A 13,213-nucleotide genomic window follows, 5' to 3' on the forward strand; every position below is an offset into this window, starting at 1 on the left:
TCTCAATCTTTGTGCTTAAAACCTGAAAGCCGCAATTAATACTAATTTTCCCTCATTGAAATAACGACACTTATGTTTACCGTGCTTTTGCGCCTGCTGCCATTGATTGCCCTGTTTGCCACATTACAAAGTTCTGCTCAAAATACTGCCACACTTTTCAGGTTATTACCCGGCCGGCAAACCGGCATCACTTTCAATAACAGGCTTACAGAAAGCGACAGCCTGAACATACTTAACCAGGCCAATATTTATAATGGCGGTGGTGTGGGCATAGGAGACTTTAATAACGATGGTTTACCTGATGTATATTTTGCAGGCAACATGGTAAGCAACAAACTCTACCTCAATAAAGGCAATCTCCGGTTTACTGACATTACAGCTATAGCATCCGTTGGCGGCAGCGGGCATTGGTGTACCGGCGTTGCTGTAATTGATATTAATGCAGATGGCTGGCTGGATATTTATGTATCGGCATCATTCAGAAAATCGAGCCCGCTGCTTCGTACCAACCTGTTGTACATTAACCAGGGTTTAAACCAGGAAGGCATCCCGGTATTTAAAGAATCTGCTAACGCTTACGGACTTGCGGATGAAGGTTTTAGTACGCAGGCGTATTTTTTCGATTATGACAAAGATGGCGATCTTGATATGTACCAGGTTACCAATGAACTTTATGACAGCAAAACACCCATACGCTTCAGGCCAAAAGTAAAAGACGGCAGCGCATTAAATACCGACCGGTTGTACCGTAACAATGGCGACGGCACCTTTACAAACGTTTCCAGGCAGGCGGGTATACTGATGGAGGGTTGGGGCCATGCAGCGTGCATCACAGACTTTAATATGGATGGCTGGCCGGATGTGTATGTGGCCAATGATTTTGTATCGAACGATTTATTGTACATCAACAATCATGACGGAACATTTACCAACCGCCCCGGCGAATATTTTAAACATACCGCATGGAACGCAATGGGTACAGATGCAGTGGACATTAACAACGATGGCTTTGTTGACATTATCTCGCTTGAAATGTTGCCGGAAACAAACATGCGCAAAAAACGCATGCTTAGCGGCAACGAATATTATAACTACACAAACAGTGCTAAGTATGGCTATGAACACCAGTATGTACGCAATGTATTACAACTAAACAGCGGTTACATAAAAAACAGCCACCCTGTATTCAGTGATGTTGGTTACCTGGCAGGCGTGTACCAGACAGACTGGAGCTGGTGCCCGCTGGTAGCAGATTTTGACAACGATGGCCTGCGCGACATCATTATTTCCAATGGTTTGCCAAGAGATGTGACCGACCTTGATTACATAGCATACAATAACGGGCAGGGTGGCAAAGGCGGTAATTATACATTGGCCATGACAGATTCTCTTCCCGTTGTAAAACTGGCCAACTATGCTTTTAAAAACACCAATGGGCTGCAGTTTAAAGATGTATCGAAAGACTGGGGCTTTACATTAGCACTCTTTTCAAACGGGGCCGCTTATGCTGACCTTGATAATGATGGCGATCTTGATGTACTCATCAATAATATAAATGATGAAGCAAGTGTGTATGAAAATACATTGCAAAAAAACGATCACTGGTTAAGGATTCAATTTGAAGGGCCACCGCAAAATAAAACAGGTATAGGTGCAAAAGTGGTTGTGCATAACGGCGAAAAGAAAATATACTACGAGCAATACCCAACCCGCGGTTATTTATCTACCGACGATGTAAGAGCCCATGTTGGTCTTGGCGCAAATGCTTCCGCCATAGCAATCGACATTACATGGCCCGATGGCAAAACACAGCAGCTACATAACATACCTGCCGGTCGCGAAATAACGCTTGCCTATAAAGATGCAACAAATGCTTCCGGTAGTGCCTATGGCGGGCCCTCTGCCTGGTTAAAAGATGCATCGGCACTAACCGGTATTCATTACAAACCCAAAGAGCGTGATTTTGTGGACTACAACATACAGGCCACCTTACCACATAAGCTTAGCCAATACGGACCGGGAATTGCAGTGGGAGACATTGACAAAAACGGCTTTGATGACCTGTACATTGGTGGTTCATCAGGCAATGCAGGCATATTTTTTATGCAGGATGCATCGGGGAAATTTAAAGCAGATTCCACCAGGTTTATACAGAAAGACGATCCGTTGTATGAAGATATGGGTGCCATCTTTTTCGATGCAGACAACGACAACGATCCTGACATGTACATTGTAAGCGGCAGTTATGAAATTCCGCCTAACCACACCATCAGCAGCGACCGCCTGTTTATAAACGACGGCAAAGGACGTTTTGCAAAATCAAAGAATGCGCTGCCAAAAGACTCCAGCAATGGCTCGTGCGTAAGAGCTGCAGATTTTGATGGCGACGGCGATCTTGATCTTTTTATCGGCGGACGTGTAATATCCGGCTCTTACCCCAACCCGCCACAAAGCATGCTGCTTAAAAACGACAAGGGTGTATTTACAGATGTAACCGCAACAGTTTGTCCGCAACTAAAAAATATCGGCATGATCACAGATGCGCTGTGGAGCGATTTTGACAACGATGGCAAACCTGATCTTATATTGGCCGGTGAATGGATGCCGCTTACCTTTTTCAAAAACAACGGCAAAACCTTTACCAAAGCCGCCACCGGCATTGAAAATAACATTGGCTGGTGGAACAGTTTAACAGCCGGTGATTTTGACAACGACGGCGATATAGACTACATAGCCGGCAATCTTGGTCTTAATACCAATTACAATGCTACTGCCGCACAGCCACTCACGATTTATGCAAAAGATATGGATGCCAATGGCTCAATGGATGCTATGGTATTTTGTTATATGAAAGCAGAAGATGGCAGCATGAAGCTCTTCCCTATGTCAACAAAAGATGACATGACGAGCCAGTTAATAGCCATACGCAAAAGATTCCCTACCTATAAATCTTATGGTGCTGCAACGATAGACGACCTGCTTACCAAAAATGATCTTGCAGGCGCGCTTATGCTGGAAGCCAATTACATGAGCAGTGCATACATTGAAAATAAAGGCGGTGGCCACTTTACAATAACTACTCTGCCAACAGAAGCGCAGACAGCGCCTGTTTACGGCATGCTGGCAGAAGACGTTGACCATGACGGCAACCTCGACATACTTTTAACGGGCAACGATTATGGTATGGAACCGTATAGCGGCAGGCATGATGCATTTATGGGCTTATGCCTCAAAGGCGACGGCAAAGGAAACTTTAATCCACTTTCTCTTTCCGCATCGGGGTTTGTGGTAAAAGGAGATGGTAAAGGACTGGCCAAAGTTGCCGGCGCCAATCATACAAACTTGTATGTTGCATCTCAAAACCAGGATAGTTTACTTACCTTCTCCGGTACACAACATACTGCCATAAATAACATTGCTGTTAAGCCGCAGGAGTTTGCCGCCACCATCACGTATAAGGATGGCAGGAAAAGATATACCGAGTTCTATTATGGCTCCACTTTTCTATCGCAAAGTTCCAGGGTAATCAGCGTAGACGAATCAATTTCGAACATCATCATTACAGATTTCAGGGGTAACAAAAGAACGATCACTTTTTAATGACCATACAGATTTTTTACCGGTAATGCAACGGGAAAGTGAACGGCATTGTCTGGTACCATATGAAAAAAATATGGCTGGTTGCAGGCCTGCTGTTTTCAGTAAGTGCCTTTGCACAAACAAAGAAAATTGAATTGAGAAGTTCTGTTGGCTATTTGTCAGATGCACACATCTACACCGCGCTTGATAAAAGCACGTATTCTTTTTTTGGGTCGCTGTTTAGCAAAGACACTAAAAACTACCGGCTTACAGATTATGGTTCTTTTGCGCAGGACCTCCTGATCTCTTTAAATAACCCGCATTTCCAGGTTACCGGCGCTTATGTTTTTGAGCGTTTGAAAATAACCGACTATAGCGGAGAGCAGGAAAGCACCTATAAAAGAAACATGAACACCGTTCTTACAGGTTTGCATTACAACTATGTGATGAGAAGAAATTTCAGTGTTTATTCCGGTTTCGAAGCGGGCCTGAGGTTTAATAGCTATACCGGTGAAACTGATAAAACTGCCATTACACAATTTGCTTACCAAATCGTTGGTGGTGGCATACGTTATGGCAGCACATTTGCCGGTTTTACCGAACTGGGTTTTGGTGCCAAAGGCTGGATACGAACAGGTATCTCACTGGCTTTCTGAGCAGGCGTTACAAGGTAAGCACCATATCAATATTGTCTTTGTCATCGTGCCAGAAATGGGCAACAGGCGTAAAGCCAAACTTCCCGTAAAAATGCACTGCCCGGCTGTTTGTTGCCTGCACCCCACCCCATAATATTATACTTGTACAACCCTGTTCTTTCAACGCATCCACAATTATTGTAAACATAGCAGAACCAAGCCCTGTATTTTGAAAGTCATCTGCTACAGACGGCGCATAGGTTACTGTGGTAGCTGCATCAAAATGCATGTGCAGTTGCGCATACCGCTCTGCATCAAACGCTATCATACCGCGCTTTACAAGCATGTACGCTTTAATGTCATTACCCAGCCACGCCACGTACCGCGCTGTATCATCACCAGGTAAATGATTACAAATATCATTTACCGTAGCTTCGTCAAACGCATGCGGGCCAAACCTTGATTTACTTGCTGCAGATAAAGCGTTGAGATATTGTAATAATGCAGGTGCATCGTGCTCATGCAACAAACGCATGTCAACAGAACGGCCATCTTTTAGTAATATCATACCCGGGGCAAACATATCGCAGTTGTTTTAGTGTGTTCAATATAGCATTTATACCAACATGGTGCATCACCCGCTAAAACGATAAACGAAAGCATGATGAACCCGGCAGCATTGCTACTATGTAGCTGCTGTTGCGTCGCACTCCTGTACTTTCAAAACAATATGCAGCAACTGCTGCATTGCTTTGTTTTTACAGGCAATGCTTTTGGGTAAATCAACATATCATTACGCGGCTTATATTCGAACTTGCTTCCAGAATCATGTTGTATGCCGTTTACCACCTGTCTGCATCCGGCAATGAAGCACCACAGACCGCTGCGAACAGATGCCATAAAAAACTACCGTACAAGTGAGTGACACAAGGGACGATGCCATAAAATACCGCTGCCTGTAAAAACATATTTCCATCTTACTAACGAAGCCACCAGCAAACAAAAAAGCTGCCACAGCAATAACGCGAATGGCAGCTATAATAAGAGGGCTGGTGAATTATTCTTCTGTAACCGGTGCAGGGCAGCAACGGTATTCCTGCGATTGCTCTAAGAGCTCAATTTGTTTTTTGAGTAACTCATTCTGCAGGTGTTTGTGCTGCAGATCAAGTTCCCTTTCGCGCTGTACTTCGGGTTCGCAAATACCGCAATCATCCATGCAACCCTTTACCATTACACCGGGTGTAGGCAATGCCATGCTGGTATGAAAGCCGTATTCAATCTTTGCTTTTTCTGACACACTGCCATCGTCGTTGAGCAGGCCTTCATGCACCAGTTCTTTTTTCACCATGGCTTCCACCACTTCTATTGCACCGGCATTCAGTGTTGTATCGGTTATACCGGGATTGAATGCAAAAGCGGCCGTGTTGAACAACAACGGAGATACTGCCACATTGCTTACAGGTTTAAACTCTGCTTTTGTAGCCAGCACCTGTGTAGACAGCAAGCCTATACCGTTACTGCGGCTGTAAGGTGTGGAAGCAATTCTTGTATTGTCAGACTGGCGGTTGTAAACACGGATACTGATACTTTCCAGTTCAAAATCTATATGGTAAACTTTATCGAGCTGGTAAAACAAAAATGTAACGGCATGGCAGTAATTCGGGTTTTTGAATTCGCGGGAAGAAGATTCGTATTGCTCTTCTGAACTGCCTTCTGCATGTGTTCTGGAAATTGACTCGCCGATTGATATACTGTTTGCTTTGCGGGTACTCATTACACTCTCGTTGTGTTTTGATACTGCATGCTGGGTAAGTTCCCTGGCAAATGATGAGCTGCCTTTGGCATTGAAGTTTCCGCTCATATTGGCATCTCCGCCAAAACCAAGTATATCTATCCCTGCATCAGCATGGCCATCTACATGCGAGCTGTTCTGGTAACTGGAGTTGGCCGCATCCCTGCTGCTGAAATCAAACATGGTATCGCTCATTTGCTGTGCCTGCATGCTTTCTTCGCTCGACTGCACATTGCGGTTGGCAGAAGCGCTGGCGGTATCGTAAGTAAATTTCGAACGCCTGTCAGACGTAAAGAGTTTTACTTTTTCGTCAGGCAGTAAGGTGTTGGTATATACAAGGTCTCCCTGTACAAGATCTCCGGGGCAGCGCTTATACACGAAGTTGAATTTTACCTCTACCCCAACAGGAAGGTTGGCAAATTTTTCATTGAATTCAGGGCTTTCAGGGCGATAGTTGAGGCGGTAGTTGAAATGCATTGTTTCGCACAACTGCTTTCTGTCAACAACAGGGCAGCATTCGGTTGATGATGTTTTCATTTGGTTGTTATTTTATAAAAGTTGGTAAAACACAGCAGGGCTGCGTTAACGGGTACAAAATAAAACCACAAACATTTGCTTTGCAAGCGTACAAGTACGTGTTTGAACAGCTATTTTTCACCGCGGTTATGCAGTTGCAGTTGTACTTTTATTGTATAAAATGCAGTATGAAAAAGAAAGCGCTCACCATAAAAATTTCACCGGAAACGGGCAATGTTTCTGCAACATATTTTTTACCGGAAGATTGTATTTGCATGATCGTGCTGGCACATGGTGCAGGTGCTGACATGCACCACAGTTTTATGGAAACACTGGCTGCTGCCTTAGCGGAAAAGAAGATCGGTACACTGCGTTTCAATTTTCCGTTCATGGAAAACAAAAAGGGCCGACCAGACAAGCCGGAAGTGGCACATGCAACAATAGCCGCTGCCATTGGTAAAGCTTGTACACTGTTTCCTGCGTTGCCATTGTTTATTGCCGGTAAATCTTTTGGTGGCAGGATGGGTTCACAATACCTGGCGCTACATAAAGCACCAAACGTAAAAGGAATAATTTTTTATGGCTTTCCATTGCATCCTGCAGGCAAACCCTCCACAGAGCGTGCCACGCATTTAAAAGACGTACAACAGCCCATGTTGTTTTTACAGGGCACAAAAGATACACTCGCCACATTGCATCTCATTGAAGAAGTGTGCAATGATTTGAAAAACGCAACACTTATTAAACTGGAAGGTGCCGATCATTCATTCAAAGCAGGTAAACAAGACACGATGACTATGCTTGTGAAAGAAACTGCGGAATGGCTCTATAAACATTTATGATTGCAATTGTTGCTGTCGTTAACCGTTGTCTTCAAAGCCCGGGTATAACGTCATGCCACCGTCAACAAACAACGTAGTACCATTTACATAGTCAGCATCATCACTCGCCAGCCATACAGCAGCTTTGGCAACGTCTTCCACTACGCCAATACGTTTTTGCGGTATAAGCTTCAGCAGTTTCTGCACATCTTCTTTCGTATCCCATGCATCTTCATTAATTGATGTCTTGATAGCACCCGGTGCAATACTGTTGATTCGGATCTTTTTTGGCGCAAACTCCTGCGCAAGACTTTTCATCATCAGCATAACACCACCTTTACTGGCGGCATAATTTACATGGCCCGCCCATGGTATCACTTCATGTACGCTGCTCATGCAAATGATCTTGCCGATAGCCTTAGACAAATCTGTTTTGCCCCGGCGCAAAAATTCTTTTATCGCTTCACGGGCACACAGAAACTGCCCGGTAAGGTTTACGCCTATCACAAAGTTCCAGTCTTCCAGCGTCATGTCTGTAAAGCTTGCATCACGCTGCAGTCCGGCATTATTAACGAGTATATCTACCGTTCCATATTGCTCAACCACTTTGCGGAACATCTCAATCACTTCTGCTTCTTTGCTTACATCGCATTGAATGCCTGAAGCCTTCCCACTTTCTTTGTGTATGTCACTTACCACTTTATCTGCCGTCTCCTTACTTTTCGCTGAAGGGTAATTGATGATCACTGTTGCGCCTGCCTTTGCCATCTCTTTTGCGCACGCTGCACCAATACCCCTGCTGCTGCCTGTAATAATAGCTACCTGCCCGTTAAGTTTCTTTTCCATGAGTATCTGTTGAATAATTTTTGTAAGATTTTGATACCGGCTGCATTGCTGCTATGAAGCTTTTGTTGTGTCACTCACTTGTACTGCAACAAGCATTGCAGCATAGTGAATCCCGCTTGTGTTCACTCAAAGAACCATATCACACTACGCAACAAAAGTTATCATTGATTAAGGTTACAAATACTCTGCCTTTTGTTAGTGCAATGAGTTTCAACGACGGACAAAAAGAAAAGTGTGGAGAATAATGGATAAGATTAGTAATCGATAAGAAAAAAGAAAAAGCCGCTTTGCAGCGGCTTTACTTTTTGTGATCCCGTTGGGACTCGAACCCAAGACCCATACATTAAAAGTGTATTGCTCTACCAACTGAGCTACGGAATCTCCTTGTACTTTGCAGTACCCCTTTGTTTTGGGAGTGCAAAAATAGGCCAAAACACTATTCCCCCAAACTTTTACTCATTTTTTTTCTGGCCTGCTAAAAAAATCCCATCGTCGCGTATAGTAACACACGCATTTCATTTTTGTTCACCCGGCTATTTTCTTTGCTGCAACTTTATCTCTCACTAAACATACAACACACTGCATAAATTGAAAGTCTTAAAACCATTTCAGTCATGGGATTAACATTTACTTTTGCCATCATTAAACAAAGTATATGTCTTATTTCAGCAATAAGGTAGTCATTGTAACGGGAGGCTCAGACGGTATAGGAAAAGCATTGGTAGAATCATTGCTGCAGCAAGGTGCCAGGGTGGCTACATGTGCCCGCAATTTTGATAAGCTGTACCAGCTTGGAAAAATGCATGCGGGCAAATCATTGTTTACATCTGCCATGGATGTAAGTAATGAAAATGAATGCAAACTTTTTATTGATGATGTGATCAAAACATATGGGGCTATCGATATACTCATTAACAATGCTGGCATTTCCATGCGTGCCATGTTTAAAGACGTTGCCATAGATACCATGAGAAAAGTGATGGACATCAATTTTTGGGGTACTGTATATTTCAGCAAGTATGCCCTGCCATATATTACCAAACAACAGGGTACCATTGTAGCGGTTTCTTCTATAGCCGGTTTCCGTGGTTTGCCCGGCCGCGCAGGCTATTCGGCTTCTAAATTTGCCATGAACGGTTTTATGGAGGCCTTGCGCACAGAGCTGCTTGAAACCGGAGTGCATGTGATGTGGGTATCACCTGGCTTTACCGCTTCCAACATCCGCAATGCCGCACTTACCAAAGACGGTACACCACAGGGCGCCTCTCCGCTGGAAGAGGGCATCCTGATGAGTGCCGAAGACTGCGCCACACAAATACTGGATGCCATACAAAAGAAAAAACGCACACTCATCTTTTCGTCAGATGATAAACGTACCGTTTTATTGAACAAACTGATTCCCTCTTTAACTGATAAACTCGTTCATAAATTCTTTTTTAAAAACGGTGAGTTGGTTAAATAACCGGTTCACATTTGTACTATCTGCATGCCTGTAATAACTCTCTCAAGCGATATCGGCCTGAATGATTACCTGGTTGGCGCAATAAAAGGCCAGCTTCTAACTGCTATGCCTGACTGCGCTATTGCAGACATCTCTCACCAGTTAACAGCGTTTGACTACCAGCAGGCTGCTTACATCTGTGGCAATGCTTTCGGCTATTTTCCCGGCGACACCTTTCATATTATCATCGTAAACTTCTTTGACCAACACCCGAAACGCATGCTGCTGGCTGAATACAACAGCCAGTACATTATTTGCCCGGACAATGGCATCCTTACCATGATCACTCAATCGAAACCGGTTGATATAAAAGCAATACCTATACCGGCCACTGCCAAAAGCCTGCTTGATGCCACAAAGCTGATTGCAGATTGTATAAAGCAAATGATCACGGGTAAAAAACCAGACACTACAGAAGTCAAAGACATTGAAGAAAAATATCCCATGCGCTCTGCCGTGGGTACAGATTGGATTGACAGCCAGATCATCTTTATTGACAACTTTGAGAATGTGGTATTGAACGTTACCAAAAGTGAATTTGAAGAAATACGGGCGGGCAGAAGTTTCCGGATTGTACTGATGCGCAACAGTGAATTCATTACAAGGATCAGCGATAATTATGCTGCCGTACAACCCGGCGAAAACCTGGCCTTTTTCAATGCTGGAGGTTACCTTGAAATTGCCATCAACAAAGGCAACGTGGCGGGTTTATTCGGCCTGCAGCGCTATGCCAATGCTTCCAACATGCAAAACAGGCTGCTTTACCAGACGGTAAGGATTTTGTTTGAATCATGAGACGTGAGACGTGAAACGTGAGGCGGGAAACGTAAAACGCTTAAAGCTAATTTCCTTCAATAAAATTCCCTCCGCTTCAGTCTTCGTTTCACACCTCAAATCTACTACTCACCATTCACCCTTCACCCTTCACCCCTCACCATTGCCCATTCACCTTCCGCCGCCGCCTGGCTCAAAAAAAAGCCGGCACGAGTGTACCGGCTTTATAAAATATCGATTGGCTGCATTACTTTACCAACTTAGCTTTCAGGTTGGTATCAAGTGCATCCAGGAACTCTTCTGTATACAGATAATGTTCGCCGTGGTTAACCTTGTTGCCGTATATACATACCGCAAGGTCTTTAGTCATTTTCCCGCTTTCCACTGTTTCAATACAAACAGCTTCCAGTGCATGACAAAAATCGATAAGCTCCTGGTTGTTATCCAGCTTACCACGAAACTCCAAACCTCTTGTCCATGCAAAGATGGAAGCAATCGGGTTGGTAGAGGTTGGCTTACCTTTCTGGTGCTCGCGGTAGTGGCGTGTAACGGTACCGTGCGCAGCTTCAGCTTCCATCACTTTACCATCAGGCGTTACAAGTGTAGAAGTCATTAAACCCAATGATCCAAAACCCTGTGCCACCGTATCGCTCTGCACATCGCCATCGTAGTTCTTACAGGCCCATACAAAATTGCCATTCCATTTCAATGCAGAAGCAACCATGTCATCAATCAAACGGTGCTCATACGTAATGCCTGCAGCATCAAAATCTTTTTTGAATTCATTCTGGTAAATGTCTTCAAAAATATCTTTAAAGCGACCATCGTATTTCTTAAGAATGGTATTCTTTGTTGAAAGATACAAAGGCCATTTCTTCTGTAATGCAGTGTTAAAGCAGCTTCTCGCAAAACCTTTAATGCTTTCATCTGTGTTGTACATAGCAAGCGCAACACCATCACCTTTAAAGTTGAATACTTCAAACTCCTGTGTTGTGCCATCTTCGCCTTCAAACTTTATGGTAAGCTTACCCTTGCCTTTGGTCACAAAATCTGTAGCACGGTACTGGTCTCCAAAAGCGTGGCGGCCAATACAAATCGGTGCTGTCCAGTTAGGCACCAGGCGTGGTACGTTTTTACAAACGATCGGCTCACGAAATACTGTACCATCAAGTATGTTACGAATGGTGCCGTTAGGGCTCTTCCACATTTGTTTCAGCTTAAACTCTTCCACGCGTGCCTCATCGGGCGTAATGGTGGCGCATTTAATACCTACACCATATTGCCTTATTGCATTGGCTGCATCAACCGTAACCTGGTCGTTTGTTTCATCGCGATATTCCATACCAAGGTCATAGTACTTTATATCAACGTCTATATAGGGAAGGATCAGTTTCTCTTTGATAAATTTCCAGATGATGCGTGTCATCTCATCTCCGTCCAGTTCAACAACGGGATTGGCAACTTTAATTTTTTGACTCATGCTCGTTCGATTTTTTTTGGTTGGTTAAACGGACTGCAAATGTAAATGTTTAGCGATTTACAAGCTGCAAACAATTTTACGTTTAAACTAACGCCAGTTAATGTATGAACCCGGCATCAGCACTTTGTGGCATCGCCTGTTGCGTCGCACACTTGTACGGTAGTTTCTCATGGCGGCAGGTTGCTGAGTACACTGTGTTCGTCTTATTTTTTTCAACCACAGAGGTAAAGAAGTAATGCGCGGAGTGATATGAGTTTAGTTTAATAGAAAAATGCACATGACTTTTAATTGCAGAACAAATCATTTATTCGTTCAGAAAACCGAGTATGTAAGATGTATACAGTTGTGGTTGTTCAATAAAAATAAAATGCCCCGCACCAGGAATAAACATCAGCCGGCTATTTTTAAAGAGTGCCAGGTACTCATTTGTTGCATCCCACGGCTGGTTATCGCATGCTCCTTTCATAACAAGCATCTTAGTACCGGTGTTTCTAAAAATATTGCGTTTATCAGTAATTTTTGTCAGGTTCAGGTATGTCATTAATTGCGCATAATAACCGTTTCCCGCTTCTCGATTCAGTTTACTGATGTTCGCCGTATCACAAACACAAGATCTGTTTACAAGCGCATTGCTATAAGCAGCAAAAGCATCAGCTTCTGCATCACCGGCAAGCTTTTTACCAAAATTTGTTGCCATAAATGCCATTGCATCTGTTCTCAGGTTAGCTGCCAGTATATTGCCATCTTTATTGGAATAATGAGGCGTTTTGAAATGCAGGCTGTCAGGTATTTTTTCCTTTACGGCTCTATCGTTATAAGGATAAATGGGGCCGGGACAGGTGAGAATTATTTTATCAACTTTATCACTATGGTCAACCAAATATAGAGTTCCCAAAATAGCACCCCATGATTGACCTATAAGAATAACTTTTTCTGCTCCTGTTTTTTCAATTACTTCTTCCAGTTCTGCAATATGCCTTTGCACAGTATAATCCCGAATATGTTCAAGCCTCGAAGAGTTTCCACCGCCAACCTGGTCGTATAGGTACACCGTATAACCACTGTCTGCCAAAACCTGAAGCGTAGCAATATTATCGTTTGAATAATGTCCGCCCGGACCTCCATGCAGGTATATTACAGGATAAGGTTTTTGTGTACCCTTTGCATTAAGCTTTGTATATGCTATAGCAGAACCACTATGCATTTGCCAAAAGCTTACGTTTTTATTTGTGTTTGCTTTTGGCACATCGTAAGTACGTGGAATAAAAA

10 protein-coding genes and 1 tRNA gene are annotated in these 13,213 nt (G+C 43.6%); 5 read left to right on the forward strand and 6 right to left on the reverse strand.

The features are described 5' to 3' along the window. Positions 1-72 precede the first annotated feature (72 nt). Entirely contained in the window at positions 73-3,600 is a 3,528-nt protein-coding gene (locus tag I5907_RS02405; RefSeq protein WP_196989139.1) for a VCBS repeat-containing protein, read from the forward strand. A 62-nt stretch (positions 3,601-3,662) separates the two neighbouring features. Further along, positions 3,663-4,235 (forward strand): hypothetical protein, encoded by a 573-nt coding sequence (locus I5907_RS02410; RefSeq protein WP_196989140.1) that lies wholly within the window; start codon positions 3,663-3,665, stop codon positions 4,233-4,235. A 7-nt stretch (positions 4,236-4,242) separates the two neighbouring features. Here the strand turns inward: I5907_RS02410 and I5907_RS02415 are convergent, their stop codons facing one another. Both I5907_RS02415 and I5907_RS02420 read right to left on the reverse strand, forming a co-directional pair. Further along, entirely contained in the window at positions 4,243-4,797 is a 555-nt protein-coding gene (locus tag I5907_RS02415) for a GNAT family N-acetyltransferase (RefSeq protein WP_196989141.1), read from the reverse strand. Between the two features lie 474 nt (positions 4,798-5,271). Then, a complete protein-coding gene (locus I5907_RS02420; protein ID WP_196989142.1) occupies positions 5,272-6,543 on the reverse strand; it encodes a hypothetical protein in 1,272 nt (423 codons plus the stop codon). Between the two features lie 167 nt (positions 6,544-6,710). Here I5907_RS02420 and I5907_RS02425 point away from each other — a divergent pair, with 167 nt between their 5' ends. Further along, positions 6,711-7,364 carry an alpha/beta hydrolase family protein gene (locus tag I5907_RS02425; protein WP_196989143.1) on the forward strand — a complete coding sequence of 218 codons (654 nt, stop codon included), beginning with the start codon at positions 6,711-6,713 and terminating at the stop codon, positions 7,362-7,364. An 18-nt stretch (positions 7,365-7,382) separates the two neighbouring features. On the opposite strand, the gene I5907_RS02430 is transcribed toward I5907_RS02425, so the two are convergent. Both I5907_RS02430 and I5907_RS02435 read right to left on the reverse strand, forming a co-directional pair. Further along, positions 7,383-8,189 carry an SDR family oxidoreductase gene (locus tag I5907_RS02430; protein ID WP_196989144.1) on the reverse strand — a complete coding sequence of 269 codons (807 nt, stop codon included), beginning with the start codon at positions 8,187-8,189 and terminating at the stop codon, positions 7,383-7,385. Positions 8,190-8,497: 308 nt separating this feature from the next. Further along, positions 8,498-8,570, reverse strand: a tRNA-Lys gene (locus tag I5907_RS02435). A gap of 274 nt (positions 8,571-8,844) precedes the next feature. Here I5907_RS02435 and I5907_RS02440 point away from each other — a divergent pair. Beyond that, complete coding sequence (locus I5907_RS02440) at positions 8,845-9,651, forward strand: SDR family oxidoreductase (RefSeq protein WP_196989145.1); 807 nt, start codon at positions 8,845-8,847, stop codon at positions 9,649-9,651. Positions 9,652-9,675: 24 nt separating this feature from the next. Next, positions 9,676-10,485, forward strand: coding sequence for an SAM hydrolase/SAM-dependent halogenase family protein (locus I5907_RS02445; RefSeq protein WP_196989146.1), 810 nt, complete (start codon positions 9,676-9,678; stop codon positions 10,483-10,485). A gap of 226 nt (positions 10,486-10,711) precedes the next feature. Here the strand turns inward: I5907_RS02445 and I5907_RS02450 are convergent, their stop codons facing one another. Beyond that, positions 10,712-11,944, reverse strand: a complete 1,233-nt coding sequence (locus I5907_RS02450; RefSeq protein ID WP_196989147.1) for an NADP-dependent isocitrate dehydrogenase — start codon at positions 11,942-11,944, stop codon at positions 10,712-10,714. 304 nt (positions 11,945-12,248) lie between these two features. Further along, the gene (locus I5907_RS02455) at positions 12,249-13,148 is read right to left on the reverse strand and encodes an alpha/beta fold hydrolase (RefSeq protein ID WP_196989148.1); all 900 of its coding nucleotides are present in this window, start codon (positions 13,146-13,148) and stop codon (positions 12,249-12,251) included. Between the last annotated feature and the right edge of the window lie 65 nt (positions 13,149-13,213).

This window comes from Panacibacter microcysteis (genome assembly GCF_015831355.1).
GTDB classification, from domain to species: Bacteria; Bacteroidota; Bacteroidia; order Chitinophagales; family Chitinophagaceae; genus Panacibacter; species Panacibacter microcysteis.

Bases quoted from the DNA above. Each gene is read 5' to 3' on its own strand.
- I5907_RS02455 (WP_196989148.1), bottom strand. From the start codon at position 13,148: ATGCATAGTGGTTCTGCTATAGCATATACAAAGCTTAATGCAAAGGGT.
- I5907_RS02425 (WP_196989143.1), top strand. From the start codon at position 6,711: ATGAAAAAGAAAGCGCTCACCATAAAAATTTCACCGGAAACGGGCAAT.
- I5907_RS02445 (WP_196989146.1), top strand. From the start codon at position 9,676: ATGCCTGTAATAACTCTCTCAAGCGATATCGGCCTGAATGATTACCTG.
- I5907_RS02440 (WP_196989145.1), top strand. From the start codon at position 8,845: ATGTCTTATTTCAGCAATAAGGTAGTCATTGTAACGGGAGGCTCAGAC.
- I5907_RS02410 (WP_196989140.1), top strand. From the start codon at position 3,663: ATGAAAAAAATATGGCTGGTTGCAGGCCTGCTGTTTTCAGTAAGTGCC.
- I5907_RS02420 (WP_196989142.1), bottom strand. From the start codon at position 6,543: ATGAAAACATCATCAACCGAATGCTGCCCTGTTGTTGACAGAAAGCAG.
- I5907_RS02430 (WP_196989144.1), bottom strand. From the start codon at position 8,189: ATGGAAAAGAAACTTAACGGGCAGGTAGCTATTATTACAGGCAGCAGC.
- I5907_RS02450 (WP_196989147.1), bottom strand. From the start codon at position 11,944: ATGAGTCAAAAAATTAAAGTTGCCAATCCCGTTGTTGAACTGGACGGA.
- I5907_RS02415 (WP_196989141.1), bottom strand. From the start codon at position 4,797: ATGTTTGCCCCGGGTATGATATTACTAAAAGATGGCCGTTCTGTTGAC.
- I5907_RS02405 (WP_196989139.1), top strand. From the start codon at position 73: ATGTTTACCGTGCTTTTGCGCCTGCTGCCATTGATTGCCCTGTTTGCC.